The following is a 24,719-nucleotide window of genomic DNA, read 5'->3' on the forward strand; positions in this document are numbered from 1 at the left end:
AAGATTAAATAAATGACTGAATCTTTTGCTCAACTCTTTGAAGAGTTTCTAAATGAAACCGAATTTCAACAAGGTACTATTGTTAAAGGTACTGTAGTCGCTATCGAGAACGGTTTTGTTCTTGTTGATGCTGGTCTTAAATCTGAGTCTGCAATTCCTGCAGAGCAGTTCAAGAATGCAGCTGGCGAACTAGAAGTAGAAGTTGGTTCTGAAGTAGATGTAGCGCTAGACGCTGTTGAAGACGGCTTTGGCGAAACTCAACTTTCTCGCGAGAAAGCTAAGCGTCACGAAGCGTGGATTGTTCTTGAGAAAGCTTACGAAGAAGCTGAAACTGTTGTTGGTATCATCAACGGTAAAGTTAAAGGCGGCTTTACTGTTGAACTAAACGGTATCCGTGCTTTCCTACCAGGCTCACTAGTAGACGTTCGTCCTATTCGTGACACAGCTCATTTAGAAAACAAAGAGCTAGAGTTCAAAGTTATCAAGCTTGATCAGAAGCGTAACAACGTTGTTGTTTCTCGTCGTGCAGTTATTGAATCTGAGAACAGCGTTGAGCGTGATGAGCTTCTTGAGTCACTACAAGAAGGTGCAGAAGTTAAAGGTATCGTTAAGAACCTAACTGACTACGGTGCATTCGTAGATCTAGGTGGTGTTGACGGTCTTCTACACATTACAGATATGGCTTGGAAGCGTGTTAAGCACCCTTCAGAGATCGTAAATGTTGGTGATGAAATACAAGTTAAAGTTCTTAAGTTCGACCGTGACCGTACTCGCGTATCTCTAGGTCTTAAGCAGCTAGGTGAAGATCCATGGGTTGCAATCGCTAAGCGTTACCCAGAAGGTCATAAGCTATCTGGTCGTGTAACTAACCTAACAGACTACGGCTGCTTTGTTGAAATCGAAGAAGGCGTAGAAGGTCTAGTTCACGTTTCTGAAATGGATTGGACTAACAAGAACATCCACCCATCTAAAGTTGTTAACGTTGGTGATGAAGTTGAAGTTATGGTTCTTGAGATCGACGAAGAGCGTCGTCGTATTTCTCTAGGCCTAAAACAATGTAAAGCTAACCCATGGCAATCTTTCGCTGAAGCTCAGGCTAAAGGCGATAAAGTGACTGGTAAGATCAAGTCTATCACTGACTTTGGTATCTTCATCGGTCTAGAAGGTGGTATTGATGGTCTAGTTCACCTATCTGATATCTCATGGAATGTTGCTGGTGAAGAAGCAGTACGTGAATACAAGAAAGGTGACGAAATCTCAGCAGTTGTACTAGCTGTAGACGCAGAGCGTGAGCGTATTTCTCTAGGCGTTAAGCAAATGGAAAATGATCCATTCAATGCATATGTTGCTGACAATAAGAAAGGTGCTCTAGTTAACGGTACTTGTACTGCAGTAGACACTAAAGGTGCAACTATCGAGCTTGAAGAAGGTGTCGAAGGTTACATCCGTGCTTCTGAAGTTTCTCGTGACCGTGTAGAAGATGCTTCTCTAATCCTAAGTGTTGGCGATAGCGTTGAAGCGAAGTTTACTGGTGTAGACCGTAAGAATCGCGTAATCAACCTATCTGTTAAAGCGAAAGATGAAGCTGAAGAGCAAGAAGCGATGGCAACTCTAAACAAAGCAGATGAAGCTTCGTTTGGTAATGCAATGGCAGATGCTTTCAAAGCGGCTAAAGGTGAGTAATAACTCTCCTTTATGAAAAAAGGAGCCATAGGGCTCCTTTTTTATCAATTGAGCTAAAATAGTTTTAATACCAATCTCATCAAGTGACTCAAAAAATACGATTCTTCACTAAGCAAAGCGTCGTTTTTATGTCTAGAATAGTTACCAAGTGTTTGTTGGAATTGGTATTACTTACTATAATAAGTGATAAAATACTCTACGAGGGAAACTATGACAAAGTCTGAACTGATAGAAAGGCTCTGCGCCGAGCAAACCCATCTTTCAGCTAAAGAGATAGAAGATGCTGTGAAAGACATTTTGGAACACATGGCTTCGACACTAGAAACTGGCGATAGAATTGAAATCCGCGGATTTGGTAGTTTTTCTCTTCATTATCGTGAGCCTCGTGTAGGCCGTAACCCTAAAACTGGAGCAAAAGTGGAGCTAGACGGGAAACATGTTCCTCACTTTAAACCGGGTAAAGAACTGCGTGAACGAGTTAACATCGGCTAAACACCCCCCTATTTATTGAAAGCGGCATACTAACGTATGCCGCTTTTTTATCTTAGTGGCTCCCGAACAAACAAATTTTATTATAGTGGCAACACACATAACGCCTACTATCTTAATTTTTTCGCATATATGGTTATTCAGGGAGGAAATTCCACAATAGGCATGGTTTGTTTACGGGATTTACTGCATAATCATATCGGCAGATACTTACCTAGGTGCTCCGATATGAAAATTGTAAAGATTATTATAATGCTGGCCTTGTTTCTTATTGCATTGGCTTTAGGTTCTCAAAACCAAGAAGTGGTTAACTTCAATTACTTAATTGCACAAGGCAACTTTCATCTTTCCACTTTATTAGGTGTCATTTTCGTGAGTGGTTTTGTGTTAGCATGGGCGATGTTTGGTGGTATTCATTTGCGTTCTCAATTACAGATACGTAAGCTAAAAAAGCAGGTGAAGAAACTATCACCTACCGATAATCAACCTGAACAGGTTAAAGCCAAATAAAGTTTACAGGTAAGCTTTTAACTCAATGTTAGAAATACTCTTCTTGCTTTTACCAATAGCCGCAGCATACGGTTGGTACATGGGTAATCGTAGTGCCCAGCAAGACAAGCAGAAACACTCAAATCAGATTTCTCGTCAATATGTGACGGGTCTGAACCTGCTTTTGTCCGATCAGTCTGACAAGGCGGTCGATCATTTTATCGAATTACTTCAAGTCGATAACGAAACGATTGATACACATTTAGCTTTGGGCAACTTGTTTCGGTCGAGAGGAGAGGTCGATCGCGCTATACGAATCCACCAAAATTTAATTTCACGGTCCGGGTTAACCATAGAGCAAAAAAATATAGCCCTTCAACAACTTGCAAAAGACTATATGGCATCGGGTTTTCTTGACCGTGCAGAGAAAATTTTTGAGCAATTGGTTGATGAGCCAGAGCATAAAGAAGCTGCTTTACAACAGTTGGTCTCTATTTACCAACAAACAAGGGAATGGTCTAAAGCGATTCAATATGCGTCTCAACTTGTTAAGCTTGGCCGCAAGCGGATGCGAATCAACATAGCCCACTTTTGGTGTGAGCTCGCCATGCAAGAGCAGGCCGAAGGTGACAGCAATCGTGCTATTTTACACTTTAAGCGCGCCTTATCTGAAGATCCTAAGTGTGCTAGGGCGAGTATCGCACTTGGCAAGTTGTACTTAGAAAATGAAGATTACAACAATACCATCAAGTATATGGAGATGGTACTGGAGCAAGACATAGATTTTGTAAGTGAAGTTTTGCCCACGCTGGCTGAATGCTACCATCACCTTGGCCAAGAAGAAGAGTTATTGGATTTCTTGCGCCAGTGTATAGCAGTCAAAGCAGGTGTTTCGGCTGAGTTAATGCTTGCCCAAATGGTCGCTCAACATGAAGACTCTGGATCGGCGCAAGAACTTCTTACACGTCAATTGGTTAAGAACCCGACCATGAAGGGTTTTTATCGTTTGATGGATTACCATTTGAGTGAAGCGGAGGAAGGGCGAGCTAAGGCCAGTCTTCAAACGTTACAAAAGTTGGTGGGAGAGCAGTTAAAGGTCAAGCCTCATTACAGATGCCGTAAATGTGGATTTTCGACGCATTCTATGTATTGGCACTGTCCTTCTTGTAAAGGTTGGGGGACGATTAAGCCAATCCGAGGATTGGATGGAGAATGATATAAATGCAGCTATCAGAGTTATCTGTTAGCTGCATTTTTTTAGTTACAAGAAAAACAAGTTAGGAGATGAAATGATCGACCAAAAAGTAATTGTCGCACTGGATTATGATAGCCAAGCTGATGCGCTTGAGTTTATAGACAGAATTGATCCTGCGTCATGTCGCCTCAAAGTTGGTAAGGAGATGTTTACGCTCTTTGGTCCTGATTTTGTCAAGCTGCTGCATCAAAGAGGTTTTTCGGTTTTCTTGGACCTTAAGTTTCATGATATACCGAATACTTGTTCTAAAGCGGTACGCGCAGCGGCGGAACTTGGAGTGTGGATGGTGAATGTGCATGCAAGTGGTGGCGAGCGTATGATGCAGGCTTCAAGAGATATTCTTGAACCATATGGAAAGGAGCGCCCACTACTAATAGGTGTCACTGTGTTAACCAGTATGGAGCAACAGGATCTATTGGGAATTGGTGTTGATGTTGCACCGCAAGAGCATGTTGTTCGCCTAGCTACTCTTGCGAAAAATTCAGGTTTAGACGGCGTAGTGTGTTCTGCTCAAGAATCTCGTATGCTCAAAAGTACATTAGGTCAGTCTTTTAACCTAGTAACACCTGGCATTCGCCCTGTGGGATCAGAGGTTGGCGATCAGAAGCGCATTATGACGCCGGTTGATGCGATAGAAGCGGGGTCTGACTATTTGGTTATTGGTCGCCCCATAACTCAGTCTCCGCACCCCGCAGACGTTCTGGCAGAAATAAATCGAACTCAAGGATATTAAGCTTCTTGTTTAGCGCGCTAACGGCGCACCGCTGTGAAATTTAAAGTCATTATCGGGGCTGGAAATCAAATCGGCCTCTAATTGACCAAAATATGCGACTCTTTGTGTGATATCTTCTCCGGCGATATCCTCTGCTAAGGTTAGGTAATCTTGGTAATGACGAGCTTCTGAACGTAGCAATGAGATGTAAAACTTTGCAATGTCCTCTTCCATGTGGGGAGCAAGTTTGGCAAAGCGTTCACAAGAACGAGCCTCAATGTAGGCACCAATGATTAACTTATCGGTTAACGCTTGGGGCTCATGAGTAGCCATGTGAGAGAGTAGCCCTTTAGCGTAGCGGCTGGCTTGGACTGGCTCATAAGCAATATTGCGCTGATCCATAATTTCAAGAACTTGATAAAAGTGGTGCAGCTCTTCTTTGATTAGCATGACCATTTTATCTATCAGGTCTTGGCTATAGGGTGACGTTGATTTTGCTATGATGGCTTTGGAAATGCTGCTCTTACCTTTAAGCGTTTTTAGGTTGCCGATTTTTCGGTAGGCAAAATCTTCATAAGGCTTGAACCAATCGAGTAAGTTTTGGGTACTTTGTGTGTCTACTGCATATCTTCGAATCAGATACATAGCCGATTGCCCAGCTTTAAGCTCGCACATTAGGTGATCGATTAATATGGTATTTAGGTTCTCAGGTCTCTTGGCTTCATCTATCCACGACTCAGGGGTAGGGCACTTAAGAAACCCATATATAGGTTCCAGTAAATCATTGTAGCTATTTAAATCGGTCATCACTTTTTCAAAAATAAAAAGGCCGCTTAAGCGACCTTCGGTAAACTAAGTCTGGCAATTATATTACCATTTTTTCTTTTCTCCAAAGAGCTCATCCATATCGCTTTTGCGTTCGTCTTCCATCTGGTGGAGGTCTTCGGCACTTTTAGACTGGCGTTTTTGCTCTAGGTCGTCATGCATTTGCTGAAGCTTTTCCCGAGCTTGATTGGAGTAATTGTCATTTTTTGTGCTCAGTGCATCTAAGCCCTTTTTCACCAATTGAAGGGCTGTGCCTGGTTGACCACGTACAATCGCATCGTTAGCCCGCTTAAGGACATTTTCAATGTTAATACGGACCTGAATTGTTTCTAAGCGCGCGTTCTCAGCTACATAGGCTTGCGTGTCAAAACGCCCTTTGTTGTGTTCACTTCGAATCGTGTCTCGTAAACGCTTGACCAGCTTTAACATCACTATGGCTTGCTTGTCGCTACTCGGCGTTTTAAAAGCAGTACTTTCACCGCCACTCTTGTCATTTTTCAGCTGGGTGATTTGTTGTTTAACGTGAACGAGTCTCTGCTCTAGTTGTTTATTCTTGGGATCTAGTTCGTACATGCTTTGGACCGAATCTAGTATTCGGGTGTTGAGGCAAACCAATAAGTCTTTACTGTATGGTAAGTGGTTTGCGTGACCGATGAGCTCTTCCGTCGCATCTATCATTGCTAAATATCTCACGCTTTCCTGCTTTTTGGCCGATTCAACTTTGACCTTGTACTGAAGCATGATGTTATAGCCAAGTACTAAGACCAATAAGATGGCGACTAAAGCTATGATTAACCCAATATTCATAAATTCCGTATCTTTTGTTGGCTAGCATTTAAGGATACACGATTCTTATGAACCACTGCATCTATTTTATATTATTACGTTTCTTAGGCTAATTATTAACGAAAACTCTGATCCATGGGTAATTTTTGAGTTATTGATTGCAAAAAAATGCGTCCAATTCAGAAATTGCTCATTAGAAACCATCCAAATGCCTCCTTGGGCTATCAATTTATATCAAGAGGCGTTATAACTAAATATTATAATCTATGTTTGTCCATCGTGGGGCATTGGGTAAGGGATTACAGGAATAAAAATGAAGTTACAGCAACTGAAGTACATTGTTGAAGTCGTTAACCACAATCTGAATGTATCGGCAACTGCAGAAAGCTTGTACACTTCTCAGCCAGGTATAAGCAAGCAAGTACGCCTGCTAGAAGACGAATTGGGGATTCAGATTTTTGAACGTAGTGGTAAGCACTTAACTCAGGTTACTTCGGCTGGTGAAGATATCATACGTATTTCACAAGAGATCCTTGCTCGTGTAGAAAGTATCAAGGCGGTCGCTGGTGAACATACGCATCCGGAGATGGGAACGTTAAACATTTCGACAACTCATACCCAAGCGCGTTATGCATTGCCGGATGTAATCAAGGGGTTTACTGCTCGCTATCCCAAGGTGTCTTTGCATATGCACCAAGGAACTCCTTCGCAGATGTCGGAAGCTATTGCTAAGGGAACCGCGAACTTTGCGATTGCAACAGAGGCACTCCACTTGTATCAAGATGCAATTATGCTGCCTTGCTACCATTGGAACCGATCTATTGTGGTACCCAAAGACCATTTGTTAGCGCAAAAGGCGAAGATAACTATTGAGGATTTGGCTTCTTACCCGCTTGTGACCTATGTTTTTGGGTTCACGGGTCGTTCTGAGTTAGATACGGCTTTTAACAAAGTCGGGCTGACACCCAAAGTTGTGTTTACTGCTACGGATGCTGATGTGATCAAAACCTATGTCCGGATGGGAATTGGGGTTGGAGTGATAGCCAGTATGGCTATGGATAACGATCAAGATGAAGATTTGGTGGCGATCGATGCCAGTCACTTGTTTGGCGCAAGCACGACTAGTATAGGGTTTAGAAGGGGAACTTTCCTTCGTACTTATATGTACGACTTCATGGAGCGATTTGCGCCTCATCTGACACGTCCTGTTGTCGAGCAGGCGTTATCTTTAAAATCTAATGCTGAGATTGAAGAGATGTTTCAAGGTATACAATTACCGATTCGCTAGCTCGTAAGCTTCACTCATTCTGTGAATTACCCCATAATTTATGCTGAGCTGGTAAAAGTATGCACGAAAGGTTTTTACAACTGGATTCATTTCTTACCACACATCAAGAGTTTTGGCGATTTGAACCATTTTTAGTCAGTTGCTATGGGATATCTCTATGGCATGAAAAGCATTCCAAACTTTCATGTTTTCTTGACGCATTAACCAATGCGCAAGTAGAAGAGCTTAAATCTGATCCACAGCAATTAAATCAATGCTTGACTGACTTTATCCCCAAATTGGAATCCGCACATAAACTGAATCAAGTAGAGAGGCTTCATCTTGATGGTCTGAGACTAGATCCTTCTGTGAAAAATGGAGTCCCTGGCAGAAAGTTGCACCAAATAGTATCTATGGGAGAGGCTGCACTTAAGTGCCACCATGGTAGTGAATGGCTAGAATGGTGTTCGGGAAAGGGCTTTTTAGGCAGAGTACTGGCTGACCATAGTGGTCAGCAAGTGACGAGTTTTGAATATCAGAGAACACTCTGTGATGTAGGACAAAGAGAGGCGGATAATCTCAAGTTGCCAATGACCTTTGTTCAAGGTGATGCTTTATCCAATGAGGCTAAATCTATATTAACTCGAAACCAACATGCTGTTGCTTTACATGCATGTGGGGATTTGCATGTTTCTTTGATTGAAAAAGCCGTTGCTGCTGGTTTGCCAGCGCTGACATTTTCACCTTGTTGTTATCACCTTACTCAAGATGACAAGTATCAAGCCTTGTCGTCATACGGTCAGTTATCTGAGCTTAAACTATCTCGAGCTGAGCTGCGAATTTCGTTACAGGAGACGGTAACAGGTGGAGAAAGAGTGAAAAGACATCGCTTTCTTGAGATGAGTTACCGACTAGGATTGGATTTAATATTAAGAGAAGTCTTAGGCCACAAAGATTATGTTCCGGTTCCTAGTATCAAAAAATCTATGCTCTCGGAGGGTTTTGAAGCCTTTTGCCAATGGGCGGCTGATAAAAAACAGCTGGCACTACCGCAAGCGCTTGCCTATGATGATTTTTATTCTCGAGGGGTTAAGCGCTATTGGCAGATGGAGCGCTTGAACTTGGTTCAGCAACCTTTTCGTCGAAGTTTAGAAATGTGGCTGGTGCATGATAAAGCTCTCTATCTTGGAGAACATGGTTACCAAGTATCACTTGCGACTTTTTGTTCTGAGGAAGTTACCCCAAGAAATATTTTAATTCAAGCGGTTAAACCATAATCTACTGTCATTGAAATTAATTGCTGCAATTGTTATCTCAATCTTTTAATTTTTCTAACTTATTGCCAATAATGAATGATGTGTATAACTCGCTACGAGTTGTAACACATGCCAAGTTGGCATGCTTAGATCAAGGAGCAGAGATGAAAGCAGCAAAGGCTATATCTAGTGTATTAATATTAGGTGCAACACTAATCCTTCCCATAAACAGTATGGCAAAGACAGCAAAAGTCGCTGTATCTCAAATCGTTGAACACCCAGCATTAGATTCAGCACGCCAGGGCTTGTTGGATGGGCTTAAAGCAAAGGGTTACATACAAGGGAAAAACCTAGAATTTGACTATAAAACTGCTCAGGGCAACCCAGCAATAGCCGTTCAAATCGCACGTCAGTATGTTGGGGAGAAGCCAGATGTATTGGTGGGAATTGCTACACCGACGGCTCAAGCTTTGGTTGCTGCGACGCGCTCTATCCCCGTTGTCTTCACTGCAGTTACGGATCCTGTTGGTGCTAAATTGGTCAAAAGTATGACTCAGCCAGGAAAAAATGTAACTGGACTTTCTGACCTTTCTCCTGTGAATCAGCATGTGGCTCTGATCAAAGAAATTATGCCTGATGTAAAGTCCATTGGTGTGGTATTTAATCCTGGTGAAGCTAACGCAGTCACCTTGGTTAATTTATTGAAAGAAAACGCTAAAGCGCAAGGAATTAGCGTATTTGAAGCGACTGCCTTGAAAAGTGCCGATGTTCAATCTGCCACACAAGCGATTGCAGAGAAATCAGATATCCTCTATGCACCGACTGACAATACAGTAGCTAGTGCGATTGAGGGCATGCTGGTTGCGGCAAATCAGGCCAATACTCCCGTATTTGGTGGTGCGACTTCCTATGTTGACAAAGGCGCGATTGCGAGTATTGGTTTTGATTACTATCAGGTTGGCGTTCAAACAGCAGAGTATGTTGCTGCAATATTGGAAGGTGCTGAACCTGGAGTACTGGATGTGAAAGTTGCTAATGGTTCAGATTTAGTTGTGAATACCGCTGCGGCAAAACGGTTAGGTATTAGTATCCCTGATTCAATTATCGAGCGTGCTACTCAAGTTAAGCAATAAAAATAGCGATACCCTTTGTTAGCGATTAAAGCCAAGAGGAGTGAAGATGTCAGCGTTTGCATTTTTCGGAGCTCTTGAAATTGGTCTAGTGTACGGTCTAGTTGCGCTTGGTGTATTTATTACTTTTCGGATGCTCGACTTCCCTGATCTGAGTGTGGATGGCAGTTTTCCCATGGGAGCAGCTGTTGCTGCAACAGCAATTGTGGCTGGCTTGAATCCATGGATAGCGACAGGGATGGCTATTATGGCAGGGGCTGCAACGGGTTGGGTGACAGCTTTTTTGGCTGTTAGATGCGGCATATTGCACCTTCTCGCCTCCATCCTAACTATGATTGCAGCCTTCTCAATTAACATTCGCATTATGGGTAGACCCAACATAGCGCTTCTTGGTGAAGAGACAATCCTTACATCTTTTGAAAATCTTGCTGATCCCATGTTAATCCGGCCACTGATTGTTGGTGTGCTGGTACTCTTATCTGCTCTATTTGTTATTCGGCTTCTTAGTAGTGACTTTGGCTTAGGTTTGCGCGCAACGGGTGTGAATGCTCGCATGCTTTCAGCTCAAGGAGGCAGCACCTCATTTTATATTTATTTTGGTCTCGCATTATCTAACGGTTTTGTCGGCTTTGCTGGTGCTTTGTTTGCACAGACCAATAGTTTTGCTGATGTAACCTCTGGTGTAGGAACCATAGTTGTGGGCCTCGCAGCTGTGATCCTAGGCCAAACACTCATGCCTGGACGCAGTATATGGGTGTCTGTCGTTGCAGTTATTCTTGGCTCAGTATTGTATCGCCTTGCTGTCGCTTTTGCGCTTAGTTCGGGGCTATTTGGCCTGCAGGCTTCTGATCTTAACCTTGTGACTGCGGTGTTGGTAGCAATAGCCTTAATTGCGCCCAAACTAAAAGCGTATATTCATGCGAAAAAATTGGACTCTGCGGTCAAGAGATAAAAGGTTAAAGTTGTTTTGAGGATTTGGAGACGGTGTGTGATAGAGCTAAATAATATTAACGTCATATTTAACCGTGGAACTATATTGGAAAACCCCGCGCTTAAGGGAGTGTCACTTTTGGTTGAAAAAGGCCAATTTCTAACAGTGATTGGCTCCAATGGGGCAGGCAAGTCGACTTTACTTGGCGCTGTGACTGGTGAGACACCAATTATCCAAGGAAATGTTGTCCTTAATGGTTTAGATGTGACTAAACAAGCGGTTCATCAAAGAGCAAGGCAGTGCGCGAGAGTATTTCAAGATCCTTTAGCGGGGACTTGCGCTGAGTTATCAATTGAAGAAAACATGGCGCTGGCGTTTATGCGAGGGAACAAGCGAGGCTGGGCGTCTGCTCTATCTAGCCAAAGGCGTAAACTCTTCCAAGAGCGGATAAGTATTCTTGGACTCGGTTTGGAAGACCGATTGGGCGATAGCATTGGTTTACTCTCTGGAGGGCAGCGGCAAGCTGTGAGCCTTGTTATGGCTACGTTAGCTGATAGCAAGATTTTGCTCCTTGATGAGCACACCGCTGCACTTGACCCTAGAATGGCGATGTTTGTTATCGAACTCACCAAAACTCTTGTGAATGAGTTTCAATTGACTGTGATCATGGTAACCCACTCAATGAAAGATGCTCTAGCATGTGGCGATCGCACTGTGATGATGCATCAAGGAGAAATTGTTCTTGATGTTGCGGGTGAGCAAAGAGCCAATTTACAGGTTACAGACTTGCTCGATATGTTTTCTCACGTTAAAGGAGAGGAGCTGTCGGATGATAGTCTCCTTCTCAACTAATTATGTCAATCTATGCTGCGGGTTCGGCGCTTTGGTATTCCTTTATCCGTTCTACAATAGGCGCTGCTTTATTGAAAGTCCTTATTTCTCGAAACAACTCGTTTGCTTGAGGGTATTCTTGACGCAGGTAAGAAAACCACTGTTTGACACGATTAGGGTAGTAAAGTCCTTTGTCACCTTTCATTTCGTACTGAGAATAAAGCAGTAATAGCTTGATGACATCTTGCCAAGGCATGGCCACTTGGTTGTGTTTGACCACATTACCTAAGTTGGGAACATTAAACGCACCGCGACAAACCATAAGAGAATCAACACCTGTGGTTTCAATGCAAGCTTGCCCGTCTTGATAATTCCATATTTCACCATTTGCGATGAGAGGAATATCAAAGCGCTGGCGGATTTCATTGATATAAGACCACTTTATTTCACTGGCTTGGTATCCGCCTGTTTTGGTCCGGGCGTGTACCGTAAGTTCGTTAGCGCCCGCGCTTTGTACTGCATCAACAATCTCAAAGCAGTCGTTAGGATTATCCCATCCCAAGCGAATCTTTGCGCTAAGTGGAACATGCGATGGAAGTGCGTTTCGACAGGCCCTAACGACTTGATGAACGAGGTCAGGGTGTTGCAGTAATGCTGCACCGCCTTTACTTTTATTGACCAGTTTTGCTGGACAACCAAAGTTAATATCAACACCTTTAGCACCAAGCTCTGCAGCTCTGACGGCGTTTTCAGCCATCCAATGCGGATCTTGTCCTAGTAGCTGAATATGAACCGGCACTCCTGACTTAGTTTTAGACCCTTGCTTTAGCTCGGGGCACAAACGGTAGAAAACATGTTCAGGCAGTAATTGATCAACAACACGAACAAACTCAGTGACACAAAGGTCATAGTCGTTAATATCGGTTAAGATCTCTCGCATTAAATGGTCTAAAACGCCCTCCATAGGGCCTAAAACTACTCGCATAAACAATGTCTCTTGATCAGGAGGCGTGATTTTAGAGATTTCCCAGCAAGATGTCTAATTACCTGAGAGACTTGTCTATAGGTTAACTTTAAACCTGCTAATATGCTTTAGCTGTAAAGACAACAGTGACCGCTGTCATTTGGTCAGGTTATAATGGTCCAAGCTATTATGATGTCTGAAGTAAATGCATGACTTATCCACTATTAAAACTTGAAACCGAAGAATCTGAAATTTTCATCGAGGGCGTGATCCTTGCGGCCAACTTAGCGACGAAGCCATTGGATCCTGAACTATGGCTGTCAGAGGTTCTTCCTAACCATACGCCCAACGCTAAAGCAGAGGTTGAGCAGCATATTCATAAGCAATATGCTTATTTAAAACGCAATGAGTATTCTTTGTTGTCATTGCTCGATGCTTCTCAAAAGGATGAGCAACTGGCGGACTTTGCAGAAGGTTTTATGACTATGTGGCCCAAGGTAGAGCCACAGTGGCAAGAGGTGAATCTTGTCGATGGCTCATTAAGAATGCTTCAAGCTTTGCTCACGACATTAATGTTGGCTATTGATGAAAGTAAGACTCAAGCTGAGATGAAAGCCGCTGGCGTTGACTCTCCACCCTCGTTAAATGGTTTAGTTCCGCAACTTGATTTGATGATCAATGAAGTAGCACTTGCTGCAGATGAAATCATGTTAGGCGCGAAAGCGCAGTCACTCAATCCATTTAAAGGTGTGGGCCGCAATGATCAGTGCCCGTGTGGTAGCGGGAAAAAATTCAAACAGTGTTGTGGCCAATAGAACAAAGTTAACCAAAATCGGTCAAACACCCTGATATCAAGATGTAAAGTGGTAGTGTCGACTTAATAGGATAAGAAGAATGAAAAAATTTGCTGTGCTATTTTTGCTGAGCTTTTATGTGTTTGCAGCGCCTAAAGACGAGCTAAGTAAAAGGCTGCAACTGTCGGAAGGCTTTAGCGCTGATTTTACCCAGCAGTTAATTAGCCCAGAAGGTGATGTGTTAACTAAAGGTGCTGGAAAAGTAGATATTTCTAGACCAAGTTTGTTTCGCTGGGAAACCATTTCGCCTGATGAAAATGTGTTGGTATCTGATGGAAAGTCCTTGTGGTACTACAGCCCGTTTATAGAGCAGGTAAGTATTTACTCACAGGAGCAAGCTACAGAGCAAACACCTTTCGTGTTATTGACTCGCAACAAACCCAGTGATTGGGACAGCTATAAAGTTTCCCAGCAAGGTGACTTCTTTACATTAATTCCAACCTCAGTTGATAGTAATCAAGGTAGCTTCAAACTTGAAATTGATAAAAAAGGAGCGGTAAAAGGTTTTAGTATTGTTGAACAAGACGGTCAGAGAAGTGACTTCAAATTTAACAATGTCAGATTATCTAAACCGAGCGCCGATCGTTTCACTTTTACCATTCCTAAAGGGGTTGAGGTTGATGATCAAAGGAAATAGCAATGAGTAATTATTGTTTGGACTTTACAGGGCAAGAGGACTTTCGGCCGCTTGCCGCAAGAATGCGCCCAACAAGGTTTGAGCGGTATATCGGGCAGCGACATATCTTAGCGGAAGGTAAACCCCTGCGCCGTGCTCTTGAGTCTGGACATCTGCATTCTATGATTCTTTGGGGACCTCCAGGCACAGGAAAGACGACTTTGGCTGAAATTTCGGCCAATTATGCTCATGCAGAAGTAGAGCGCTTATCTGCTGTTACTTCAGGTGTTAAAGATATACGCTTGGCGATTGAGAAAGCGCGTGAGCACCAAGCTGCCGGACTTCGCACCATCTTGTTTGTTGACGAAGTTCACCGGTTTAACAAATCTCAGCAAGATGCTTTTTTGCCTCACATTGAAGATGGCACCATTACTTTTATTGGTGCGACGACAGAGAATCCATCATTTGAATTGAATAACGCCCTGCTATCGCGCGCCCGTGTATATAAGCTTACTTCTCTATCAGTACAAGATATTTATCACACACTTGAGCAAGCCATTAATGATAAAGAGTTGGGCTTGGGTAAATACGAAGCTCACTTTGCTGATAACGTGCTTGACCGTCTATCTGAATTGGTTAATGGCGATGCTCGTATGTCGCTGAACTATCTGGAGTTGCTCTATGACATGGCGACTGAGGATGAGCAAGGAGTCAAGCAGATAACCTTACCACTACTCGCTGAAGTGGCAGGAGAGAAGGTATCTCGTTTTGATAACAAAGGCGATATTTGGTACGACTTAATTTCTGCAGTACATAAATCGATTCGAGGTTCAGACCCTGATGCAGCGCTTTATTGGGCTGCAAGAATGATTGCTGCTGGGTGTGACCCTTTATACATTGCTCGCCGTTTGTTGGCAATTGCATCAGAGGACATTGGCAATGCTGACCCAAGGGCAATGCAAGTGGCTTTATCTGCTTGGGATTGTTTTGCTCGAGTTGGCCCAGCAGAAGGTGAAAGAGCGATTGCGCAAGCTATTGTCTATTTGGCCTGTGCTCCAAAAAGTAATGCGGTATATACGGCTTGGAAGCAAGCACTTCAAGATGCTCACAATCAGCCTGAGTACGAGGTTCCTGCTCATCTGCGTAATGCTCCAACCGGATTAATGAAAGATCTTGGTTATGGTGCAGAGTATCGTTACGCCCATGATGAAGCCGGAGCTTATGCGGCCGGTGAGAATTACTTCCCTCAAGAAATGCAGGATACACGCTATTACTTTCCGACAAATCGAGGCTTAGAGGTAAAAATTGCGGAAAAGTTAGATTATCTGGCAAGTTTAGATGCAAAAAGCCCACAAAAGCGCTATGAATAAGCCTCTTTTTTGGATACATTTGTCAGGCTAATTACCAAAGCGCTTGGGCACGATGTTTAAGCGTCAATTTCACTACACCAAAGCATAGGATTAACAATGCTGGATTCTAAATTACTTCGTACAGAGCTGGATGACACAGCTGAAAAACTGGCGCGTCGTGGCTATAAGCTAGACGTAGAGACAATCCGTACACTTGAAGATCAACGTAAGTCGATCCAAGTCGAAGTTGAAAATTTACAATCCAGTCGTAATTCGATCTCCAAGCAGATAGGCCAGAAAATGGCAGCAGGAGACAAAGAAGGTGCAGAAGAGATTAAAAAGCAGATAGGTACACTCGGCAGTGATCTAGAAGCTAAAAAAGTACAGCTCGCAGAGATCCAAAATAAGTTGGAATATATTACTTTGTCGGTTCCTAACTTACCTGATGATGAAGTGCCTGCTGGCAAAGACGAAAATGACAATGTTGAAGTGTCGCGCTGGGGTGAACCCAAGTCTTACGATTTTGAGGTCAAAGATCATGTAGATTTGGGCGAGATGGGCGGTGGACTTGATTTTGCCTGCGCAACAAAAATTACTGGCGCACGATTTATAGTAATGAAAGGGCAATTTGCGCGTCTTCACCGTGCTATCGCCCAGTTTATGCTTGATTTACACACAGAAGAGCATGGCTATACAGAAGTTTATGTACCTTATTTGGTTAATTCCGACAGCTTACATGGTACAGGACAGTTACCTAAGTTTGGCGAAGATCTTTTCCATACCGAGCCATTAACTGAAAAAGTTAACGATGAAGAACCACGTAAGCTCTCTCTTATTCCTACAGCGGAAGTGCCAGTAACTAATATGGTGAGAGATACCATAGTTGATGAAGCAGATTTGCCGATTAAGATGACGGCACATACGCCATGTTTCCGTTCTGAAGCTGGTTCGTATGGCCGTGATACGCGTGGACTTATCCGTATGCATCAGTTTGATAAGGTTGAACTGATTCAAATTACCAAGCCAGAAGATTCAATGGCGGCTCTGGAAGAGCTAACTGGGCATGCTGAAAAAGTACTGCAAATGCTAGAACTTCCTTATCGTAAAGTTATTTTATGTACTGGTGATATGGGCTTCGGTGCTCGTAAAACCTATGATCTAGAAGTATGGGTGCCAGCACAAGAGACATATCGTGAGATTTCATCTTGTTCGAATACTTGGGATTTCCAAGCTCGTCGTATGCAAGCTCGTTTTCGTCGTAAAGGTGAGAAAAAACCAGAACTATTACACACATTAAACGGTTCAGGTTTGGCTGTTGGTCGTACTATGGTGGCGATTTTGGAAAACAACCAAGAAGCCGATGGTCGTATTGCTATTCCTGCCGTACTGCAGAAGTATATGGGTGGTGTGACCCACATCGGATAACAAGTTGTAATGAAGCAAAAGCCAGCCTAAGTGCTGGCTTTTTTGTAACACTATCCTCGAAAGATCGGGTATGTGTAAAAAACCAAGTGGCTAAAGTTAAATAAGAAGTGAATGAGAACGGCAGCCCATAGCCTTCCGGTTAGATGAAAAACCAATCCGTAGCCAAGTCCTGCTAGTGTGGCAAATGTTATCAATAGCAGACCACCTGACAAATGAGCGGCACCGAATAACAAACTCGACACGACTAGAGCGAAGTATACACCAAACTTCTTTGTTAATTTTTGCTGAATAAAGCCTCTAAATAGGGCTTCCTCGGCGACGCAGGTAAACATTAGGTTGTTAAATGCAAATAACCACCACCAAGATGGTAGGGTTAGTTCAGGTTTGATAGCACCAAGAGCAGATGCGATGGGTAGTAGAGCAAAAAGCAAGGTACAAACAATCAATAACCCGCGATAATTAGGTTGTCGCGGCCTACCTAATAAGCCTGGAAAGATGCATAGTAGTGCAAAAAATGCGAGTGGCTTGTCTAGATTCATGTACATGTTGAAGTCTGCACTGAGAGGGCCTGCTTGAACTTTTTCTAGGACTTGAGGGTTATTAAAGCCAGGGACTAGGTGAAGGAAAAGAGCCACACAACAGATAACTGCAAAAGTAGATAGGGCTGTTGAAGGTATCCATGATTTGTTTCTTAAGTAGTAAAGAGCTGTATAAAACGTGCTAACCAGTATCAAGCCAACGGGCGTGACAACCTCATAATATAGGCCACCAAGCAGAACGACGGCGAGAAGAATCGACGAAGTTTTGTTTACCTTGAGAAAAGCTGCTGCAATTGAAATTGCGAGAATTAGCCAAACCCATATTTGGATGTCTATTTGCATATTTGGGCCCATTTATTTTTAAAGCCAAATCATGAACCGAATCGTCCGAGTGAACAAGCGGACTTGAACTCATCAGATCAATTTATTGAAAAGCCGATAACTCATCGGCTTACTTTATATGCTTTGCCAAAGTGGCTAATAATTAAATAGACATTTCGCCTCTTAACACCTGCTGCATCTGCGCCTTTACTTGCTCATAACTGAGATTTTGGCTGAGTAGATAGTGAAGCTTTGCCAATGCAGCTTCTGGTGTCATGTCATATCCACTGATCACACCTGCTTCAGCAAGAGCGCAGCCTGTGGCATAGCCTCCCATGTTGACTTTACCTGCCAAGCATTGGGTAAGATTGACTACGATAACACCACGCTCCGATGCATCTTTGAGGTGAGACAAAAGCTCTGGGTTTTGCGGGGCATTACCTACGCCAAATGTAAGCAAAATCATCGCATTAACAGGTTGTAGCAAGGTATTTCGAATCACCTCATGTGAGATCCCAGGATACATGGTGATCACACCAATCGGCTGTGGTGTAATGTCGTGTACTTTAAATGCTCCTAAAGCTCTTTCATCTACCACAACATCGTTACCGATCTGGATATTGATACCGGCTTCTAAAAGGGGAGATAGGTTCGGAGAGGTAAATGCATTAAAACCATCTGCGTGTGACTTAGTGCTTCGATTACCCCGCATTAGCTTATTATTGAAGAAAAGCGTGACCTCATTGATTGGGTAGTTCGCCGCTATGTGGAGAGCATTAAGCAAATTGGCTTGGCCATCAGATCTTAGCTCAGCCAATGGGATTTGGGATCCTGTTACAATTACGGGTTTTGATAAGTTTTCAAGCATAAATGACAAAGCTGATGCCGTGTAAGCCATGGTATCAGTGCCGTGTAAGATGACAAATCCATCGTATTTATCGTAGTTGCTTCGGATATCATCTGCGATTTGTTGCCAATCTTTTGGAGTCATATCCGATGAATCGATTAGAGGGGCATATTCATGGATAGTAAATTTGGGCATTTCGGGACGCTGGAACTCCGGCATACTTGCTAGCTGTTTTTCCATAAAACCTGCCACAGGAACGTATCCGTGATCATCAGACTTTTTCATTCCGATGGTTCCGCCAGTATAAGCGATATAAATATGTTTTCTTGCCATAGCTTAAAAACCAGTCAATTGTAGGGGAACAGAGAGTGGGATTATATATTAATATAAGCCAAGGAAAAGTAGGTAGCTCCTCATCTATTTGCTTTTATCTGTTTAATTGTCAATAAATGCATTAAGCAAAGACCTATAATCATATTTAACGCTTTGTATGGAGGAGAGGACCTAAACCTAGGCTAGCTTAAGGTCTTAAGAGTACTGGTATGACCAATTACTTTGACGACTTGGTTGTTTATAAAATGACATGCGCTAAGGTTTGCTATTATCTCATTTGGTGAATTATATGAGTATAATGCTTATATAATTCAATACCTGAATTGCAATTTAACTAGCTTGTAGATCGAGGCTTTGTATGCATAGACAATTTTTATTGTTTTCTTCTTTACTTATTTTTTTATTTACAGCTCCCTCGTTTGCAAGCCAGCGAGAAGACGACCAAGTTTGCGCTGCTGCACAGGCGGCTTACCTTAAATTCAGAGACCTGAATTCTGGTAATAATGCCGCTTATATCAAGGCGCTGGAGTCTGTTGACCCAAAAACCTTCGGTATCTCAGTTGTGACTACAAATGGACGCGTTTGTGAATTTGGAGATTATGACGCACCGGTTTCTATACAGTCTGTCTCAAAAGTTTTTACTCTAGCACTGTTAATGAATGATAAAGGGCCGGACTTTGTTGAAGAGACCATAGGGGTTCAACCTACAGGCATGCCCTTTAACTCTGTTTTGGCAATTGAAAACCAGCAAGGCTCCCCATCTAACCCTTATGTTAATGCTGGCGCTATTTCTACAGTGAGTTGGCTAACGACTCAAAATGAAATCGATCGTTGGAAGATGATTAAGGGTAATTTGGACAATTTTGCAGGTAAAAAGCTCAAAATCAATAATGATGTACTACAGTCGGAAATGGAGGACAACAAGCGCAATCTTGGTATTGCTTTTCTGCTTGATTCATATGGAAGGCTGGGTACTAGCCCTCTTGAGGCAGTGACCACATATACCAAGCAGTGTTCAGTTAATGTCACCGCTCATGACTTGGCGGTGATGGGGTCGGTTCTCGCCAATTATGGTTCACACCCACTGACACATAAAAAAATACTAAATGGTGACTATGTACCAAACATATTATCATCAATGGTTATGTCTGGTGTCTATGATAATTCAGGTAGCTGGTTTTATGAAACGGGAGTGCCAGCAAAAAGTGGTGTGGGTGGTGGTTTCATTGCCATTATACCGGGAAAAATGGCTATTGGTGTGGTATCACCACCGCTTGATGAGTTTGGTAACAGTGTGCGAGCTCAAAGAGCCGTAAGTTATATTGTTAACGAGATGAACTTAAACCCTTACGCCAAGCAAAAATAACCTTAATTCAGAAAAATAAGCCAGTGCCGCAAAGGGTACTGGCTATCTAGCCTTCTTTGGTGTTTTCTAGTCATTCCTTTAGCTTAAAAAAACACCTTGGTGAGCGATGAAGTTTCGCAACACTTCACACTTTTCGCACATCCGACTATCCTTATTTGAGACCAGAAAAAATAAGAGCTAGGTTTCATATGAAAGGCAAACGTCGATACTTGAGTATTAATAAAAAGTTACTCTTCGCTGTTACTGTTATTAGTGTATTTCTTGCCCTGACGACGACGAGTTACAATCTATATCACAGATTCCAACTGGATATAAGTCATATCAATAATGCTCTATCAAACATAAAGGTAAGCCAGTTATCTAGCATTACCAGTAGTTTATGGGTAGAAGATCGAGCGCTTCTTAAGTCCCAGATAGAAGGTCTGTTGACGTTACCAGGTGTAGATTACGCCAACATATGGAATGATAAAGGGTCCGTCATCGAAAGAGGGCTGCGACTGGATGATAATGCGATTACGCAAGTATGGCCACTGGAATACCAACTGAGTGGCAAGAGTTATGCTTTGGGAAATTTGATTATTCAATCGGATCTCACGCCGACATACAATAGCTTGTGGTTGCAGTTTGTTCATATCCTTTTTGCAGAAAGTGTTCGTATTGTATTACTAGTGGCAAGTGTTCTTGCCTTCACATGGTTTTTTGTGATCAAGCGAATAAACATGATGGAGAAAACCGTTAGTAGTAGCGAAAGTGACCAAGCTCCTAATAAGATTTCTCTTCCTCATGCATGGTTTAGCGACGAAATTACTAACTTGGCAGATAGGTTTAATCACTCTAGCGATGTGATTGAAAACCATTATTATCAGCTTAACCAAGCCAGAGAAAGTGCAGAAAAAGCAAAAGATGAAGCGATTAAGGCCAGTAAGGCTAAAAGTAGCTTTCTGGCAAATATGTCACATGAAATTCGAACCCCCCTTAATGGTGTGATAGGTATTTCAGAAGTCCTTTCTGATACTTCATTAACAGCCATCCAACGTGACTATGTAGGTACAATTGAGACGTCATCTCATCTATTACTCAATCTGATTAATGATATTTTAGATTTCTCTAAGGTCGAATCCGGAATGCTAGTTATTAGTCCCAATTCTACCAATGTAAGAGAATCGATTTATGATATTGCATCAATTGTCTCACCCAAGGCCCAAGAAAAAGAAGTTGAGCTAAAAGTTACGGTGACGGCTAATACGCCTTATTGCCTGATGATTGACGATCATAGATTACGCCAAATATTGATGAATTTTATGTCTAATGCTGTGAAGTTTACTGATCAGGGTGAGGTACATCTTTGCGTAACCACTAAGAAGGTGGAAGGTACAAATGCTGTTGTGGAGTTTTCTGTACAAGATTCAGGAATAGGGATTGATGAGCAGCAGCAAAAGAAAATTTTTGAGCCTTTTGTTCAAGAAGACGAGTCTACCACTCGGCAATTTGGTGGTACAGGGCTCGGGCTAGCCATCAGTACCCAGTTAGTTGAGCTCATGGGAGGTAAGATTCGCCTAGAGTCAGAAAAAAATCATGGCAGCCGCTTTTTCTTTGAGTTATGTCTACCTATTGCTCAACTGGACTTTGACTCCAAGAATAGTTTACGGACCAGCCTACTGTGTTTGGTCTGTGATGACAAAGCTCAGCAAGATCAGCTATGTGAATCTTTAAACTTCTATCATGCGCCCGTTTACCAATCTGTAACGGGGCTGGATCATTTGCCTGAATGGGTATACGAGAAAGATAATGTTATTGTTATCTATGTAGAAACTAGGCCTAACATGGCAGCCCAAAGTGAAAGTCTCTTTCGTCATATTCATGATTTGGGCAAACATGTATGTTTAATAAAACACCTACACAGCCAACAGTTTGATTTTGGAGAAAGCGTTGGCGCTGTAATTACCCAGCCTTTACTTGGCCAGCGCTTGGTGAAGCTTATAGAGCGGCTGGAAAACAGCTTTGCTCAATCTTCTGTTGAAACGCCACAAATAACCCAAGAAGAAGTCAACATCAACAAGGTATTGGTGGTAGATGATAATGAGGTTAACCGCAAGATTGCTACAATTCATGTTGAGAAATCCGGTTATAGTTTTGATCTTGCTGAAAATGGTCAGCAGGCCTTAGAAATGTTTAAGAAACATAACTATGCGGTGATACTTATGGATTGTATGATGCCAGTCATGGATGGATTTGAAGCAACAGAGAAGATCCGTCAAATAGAGCGAGAGGAAAACCGAGACCGTCTTGTTCCCATTGTTGCACTGACTGCTAGCGTGGTGGATGAAGACATTCAAAAGTGTTTTGATGTCGGTATGAATGATTACCTAGCCAAACCCTTTAAAGCCGATGTTTTAAGACAAAAATTGTTGGCATTGTTTCCTCAAAATTCCAGGCATAAACAACCAACAAAATTAGAGTCAGAGCCTAAAGGTATGTGTAAAGTACCTAGCGAATCTTTATCGGATTATTTAGGGCGCATTTTGTTGGTCGAGGATAACAATGTTAATCAAAAAGTGGCGTCAATAATGCTGAGTAAAGCGGGTTATCAGTTTGAAATCGCGGAAAATGGACAGGTAGCGGTGGACAAATATGCGCAAGATAGTAATTTTGATATTATTCTGATGGACTGCATGATGCCAGTTATGGATGGATTTGAAGCGACACAAAAGATTCGCGAATATGAGCGGTTCTCTGGTCTGTCTAAAACGCCTATTATTGCGCTGACAGCGAGTGTGATAGATGATGATATTCGTCGTTGTTTTGATTCCGGTATGGATGCGTATTTACCCAAGCCTTTCAAGAAAGAAACGCTTTTACAAGAAATCGAGAGTATCACGTCATAAATTGGGGAATAGGTGCAGACTCGGAGTATTCTGAGTCTGCGATCGTCAGCTTTGCGTGTACCCCTATGCAGGAGAAAGTTCTGGTCTTGTATCTGTGAGAAAAAGTACCATCAAGCAGGGTATTGAAGCTATTGCTAGATATAAACCCACGTAGGCTGAACCATGTTCCATCGCCTCAGCCACGATAAGTGGTGTTAGGCCACCAAAGATAGATAACGCGATATTGTAACCCACCCCTAGACTTGTAATGTGGTTTTCTGAATGCTGCCAAAGTACGGCTACTGTATTGCCCAATATAACGGCAGATAAAGCACTAATACCTAAAACAGCACATGCTTGCAAAACAAATTGCTCAGAGCCAAGCAGTGCAAAGAGTGGGATAGCGGAAAACAACATGGCGATAGCACCAAACTTAAAGGCTTGTTTGGTAGAAAAGTATTTATCTACAATAAATGAGAATGTAAATATCAATAAAACCAAGATCGAAGAGTTTATTAATGCTAGATTCTCAATATTCATTGCTTTACCTAAAATGCCACTTGCTAAGTTTTGTACGTAGAATATGACACCGGCAAGAACGGATAAACAAAAGACTTTTGTAATAACTTTGTAGTTAGCTTGAGTCGCTATTTTTCCAGCTTTTGGTAACTCTGGCAAAGAAAGACGAAGGTATAGACTGACGATAATATTTATAACACCAATAAATAGCGGTATTCTCCAACCCCAAGCCATCATTTGCTCTTGACTAAGGAAGTACTCCAGCCCAGCAACGATTAATAGTGATATGATAACGCCTGAAATTGAGCTAGATACAATGAGACTGCTAATTCTAGAACGTTCAGATTTTTTTGCATCATACAAAAGATAGTTAAACAGGGTTGGGTATTCTCCGCCAAAACTAAATGCTTGGAGCATTTGTAGCACTAAGAATATAACCACTACATACTGGCCAACAGTTTCAACTGGGACTAAAGCCATAGAAACAGTCGCAAAACCTGTAAGTAGATTACAGAAAACCAAAGCCTTTTTTCGCCCATACTGTGCGGCATAGCGACAAATGACAACACCACCAATGGGACGAATTAAGAATCTTAATGCAAATACTCCCCATACGATAAACTCTGAATGTTCAATCCCTTGGTTTGAAAATAATTGAGAAATGTACATAGATATTGACGCAAATACTGCGATATCGTAGTACTCCATAGCATTACCAAGAACAGCACTAGCTCTCTGTTTCCACGTTAATGACAACCTTGTACCCCTTATAAATTTAGTCTTTTCTTTAAGTTTTTATAAAAATCGCTGAATTATTTTTGTCCCAAATATAGACGAGAAATAATTTATTTAATCGTTATTTTAATGATTGAATTATCAATTTTATTAAATAATGGAGTTCTATATAAACTAAATTTTTGCCTTTTTATATGTGCGCATCATACATGATAAAATAAATTGTTCCAGAGATTTAGCTGATAGATAGATGAGAAGTCGATAGATTTAAATCAGGAAGTGAAAATACTCTAAAAGTGGTTAGAAAATGCGCCTATATATTATATTTCTGAT

Annotated in this window: 21 protein-coding genes and 1 pseudogene; 16 read left to right on the forward strand and 6 right to left on the reverse strand. The window is 42.2% G+C overall.

The window, feature by feature from the left end; all coding sequences use genetic code 11:
- The first annotated feature begins 12 nt into the window (after positions 1-12).
- From rpsA to pyrF, 5 genes are all read left to right on the forward strand, one after another.
- Positions 13-1,683, forward strand: coding sequence for a 30S ribosomal protein S1 (gene rpsA, locus DPF90_RS15355; protein WP_114787215.1), 1,671 nt, complete (start codon positions 13-15; stop codon positions 1,681-1,683).
- Positions 1,684-1,893: 210 nt separating this feature from the next.
- Complete coding sequence (gene ihfB, locus DPF90_RS15360) at positions 1,894-2,175, forward strand: integration host factor subunit beta (RefSeq protein ID WP_114787216.1); 282 nt, start codon at positions 1,894-1,896, stop codon at positions 2,173-2,175.
- A 225-nt stretch (positions 2,176-2,400) separates the two neighbouring features.
- On the forward strand, positions 2,401-2,682 hold the full coding sequence (locus tag DPF90_RS15365) for a LapA family protein (RefSeq protein WP_114787217.1): 282 nt from the start codon (positions 2,401-2,403) through the stop codon (positions 2,680-2,682).
- 25 nt (positions 2,683-2,707) lie between these two features.
- The gene (lapB, locus tag DPF90_RS15370) at positions 2,708-3,877 is read left to right on the forward strand and encodes a lipopolysaccharide assembly protein LapB (protein ID WP_114787218.1); all 1,170 of its coding nucleotides are present in this window, start codon (positions 2,708-2,710) and stop codon (positions 3,875-3,877) included.
- Positions 3,878-3,950: 73 nt separating this feature from the next.
- Positions 3,951-4,649 carry an orotidine-5'-phosphate decarboxylase gene (gene pyrF / locus DPF90_RS15375; RefSeq protein WP_114787219.1) on the forward strand — a complete coding sequence of 233 codons (699 nt, stop codon included), beginning with the start codon at positions 3,951-3,953 and terminating at the stop codon, positions 4,647-4,649.
- A 9-nt stretch (positions 4,650-4,658) separates the two neighbouring features.
- Here the strand turns inward: pyrF and miaE are convergent, their stop codons facing one another.
- On the reverse strand, positions 4,659-5,435 hold the full coding sequence (gene miaE, locus DPF90_RS15380) for a tRNA isopentenyl-2-thiomethyl-A-37 hydroxylase MiaE (RefSeq protein WP_114787220.1): 777 nt from the start codon (positions 5,433-5,435) through the stop codon (positions 4,659-4,661).
- 63 nt (positions 5,436-5,498) lie between these two features.
- Positions 5,499-6,260 (reverse strand): DNA repair protein, encoded by a 762-nt coding sequence (locus tag DPF90_RS15385; RefSeq protein WP_114787221.1) that lies wholly within the window; start codon positions 6,258-6,260, stop codon positions 5,499-5,501.
- A 292-nt stretch (positions 6,261-6,552) separates the two neighbouring features.
- Here DPF90_RS15385 and cysB point away from each other — a divergent pair, with 292 nt between their 5' ends.
- The 5 genes from cysB (at position 6,553) to DPF90_RS15410 (ending at position 11,675) form a co-directional block, all read left to right on the forward strand.
- On the forward strand, positions 6,553-7,527 hold the full coding sequence (gene cysB / locus DPF90_RS15390) for an HTH-type transcriptional regulator CysB (RefSeq protein ID WP_114787222.1): 975 nt from the start codon (positions 6,553-6,555) through the stop codon (positions 7,525-7,527).
- Positions 7,528-7,586: 59 nt separating this feature from the next.
- Positions 7,587-8,783, forward strand: a complete 1,197-nt coding sequence (locus DPF90_RS15395) for a methyltransferase (RefSeq protein WP_114787223.1) — start codon at positions 7,587-7,589, stop codon at positions 8,781-8,783.
- Positions 8,784-8,926: 143 nt separating this feature from the next.
- Positions 8,927-9,895 carry an ABC transporter substrate binding protein gene (locus DPF90_RS15400; RefSeq protein ID WP_114787224.1) on the forward strand — a complete coding sequence of 323 codons (969 nt, stop codon included), beginning with the start codon at positions 8,927-8,929 and terminating at the stop codon, positions 9,893-9,895.
- Positions 9,896-9,941: 46 nt separating this feature from the next.
- Positions 9,942-10,844: an ABC transporter permease gene (locus tag DPF90_RS15405; RefSeq protein ID WP_114787225.1), complete on the forward strand. Its 903-nt coding sequence runs from the start codon at positions 9,942-9,944 to the stop codon at positions 10,842-10,844.
- A 36-nt stretch (positions 10,845-10,880) separates the two neighbouring features.
- A complete protein-coding gene (locus DPF90_RS15410; RefSeq protein ID WP_114787226.1) occupies positions 10,881-11,675 on the forward strand; it encodes an ABC transporter ATP-binding protein in 795 nt (264 codons plus the stop codon).
- Between the two features lie 10 nt (positions 11,676-11,685).
- Here the strand turns inward: DPF90_RS15410 and dusC are convergent, their stop codons facing one another.
- Positions 11,686-12,639: a tRNA dihydrouridine(16) synthase DusC gene (dusC, locus tag DPF90_RS15415; protein WP_114787227.1), complete on the reverse strand. Its 954-nt coding sequence runs from the start codon at positions 12,637-12,639 to the stop codon at positions 11,686-11,688.
- 188 nt (positions 12,640-12,827) lie between these two features.
- Between dusC and DPF90_RS15420 the strand changes: the two genes are divergently transcribed.
- The 4 genes from DPF90_RS15420 (at position 12,828) to serS (ending at position 16,862) form a co-directional block, all read left to right on the forward strand.
- Complete coding sequence (locus tag DPF90_RS15420) at positions 12,828-13,433, forward strand: YecA family protein (protein WP_114787228.1); 606 nt, start codon at positions 12,828-12,830, stop codon at positions 13,431-13,433.
- 79 nt (positions 13,434-13,512) lie between these two features.
- Positions 13,513-14,109, forward strand: coding sequence for an outer membrane lipoprotein periplasmic chaperone LolA (gene lolA / locus DPF90_RS15425; RefSeq protein WP_114787229.1), 597 nt, complete (start codon positions 13,513-13,515; stop codon positions 14,107-14,109).
- A gap of 2 nt (positions 14,110-14,111) precedes the next feature.
- Positions 14,112-15,458, forward strand: a complete 1,347-nt coding sequence (locus DPF90_RS15430; RefSeq protein WP_114787230.1) for a replication-associated recombination protein A — start codon at positions 14,112-14,114, stop codon at positions 15,456-15,458.
- Between the two features lie 96 nt (positions 15,459-15,554).
- Complete coding sequence (gene serS, locus DPF90_RS15435) at positions 15,555-16,862, forward strand: serine--tRNA ligase (protein ID WP_114787231.1); 1,308 nt, start codon at positions 15,555-15,557, stop codon at positions 16,860-16,862.
- Positions 16,863-16,912: 50 nt separating this feature from the next.
- Here serS and DPF90_RS15440 read toward each other — a convergent pair whose 3' ends face one another.
- Positions 16,913-17,743: a CPBP family intramembrane glutamic endopeptidase gene (locus tag DPF90_RS15440; RefSeq protein WP_114787232.1), complete on the reverse strand. Its 831-nt coding sequence runs from the start codon at positions 17,741-17,743 to the stop codon at positions 16,913-16,915.
- A 142-nt stretch (positions 17,744-17,885) separates the two neighbouring features.
- On the reverse strand, positions 17,886-18,902 hold the full coding sequence (gene ansA, locus DPF90_RS15445; RefSeq protein WP_114787233.1) for an asparaginase: 1,017 nt from the start codon (positions 18,900-18,902) through the stop codon (positions 17,886-17,888).
- A gap of 358 nt (positions 18,903-19,260) precedes the next feature.
- On the opposite strand from ansA, the gene glsA reads away from it, so the two are divergent.
- Together glsA and DPF90_RS15455 are read left to right on the forward strand one after the other, a co-directional pair.
- Positions 19,261-20,268 (forward strand): glutaminase A, encoded by a 1,008-nt coding sequence (gene glsA / locus DPF90_RS15450; RefSeq protein ID WP_114787234.1) that lies wholly within the window; start codon positions 19,261-19,263, stop codon positions 20,266-20,268.
- Between the two features lie 314 nt (positions 20,269-20,582).
- Positions 20,583-23,153: pseudogene (locus DPF90_RS15455) on the forward strand (response regulator); the annotation flags it as partial.
- Positions 23,154-23,216: 63 nt separating this feature from the next.
- Here the strand turns inward: DPF90_RS15455 and DPF90_RS15460 are convergent.
- Positions 23,217-24,407: an MFS transporter gene (locus DPF90_RS15460; RefSeq protein ID WP_114787236.1), complete on the reverse strand. Its 1,191-nt coding sequence runs from the start codon at positions 24,405-24,407 to the stop codon at positions 23,217-23,219.
- Between the last annotated feature and the right edge of the window lie 312 nt (positions 24,408-24,719).

This window comes from Vibrio tetraodonis (assembly GCF_003350295.1).
In the GTDB taxonomy this organism is placed as follows: Bacteria; Pseudomonadota; Gammaproteobacteria; order Enterobacterales; family Vibrionaceae; genus Vibrio; species Vibrio tetraodonis.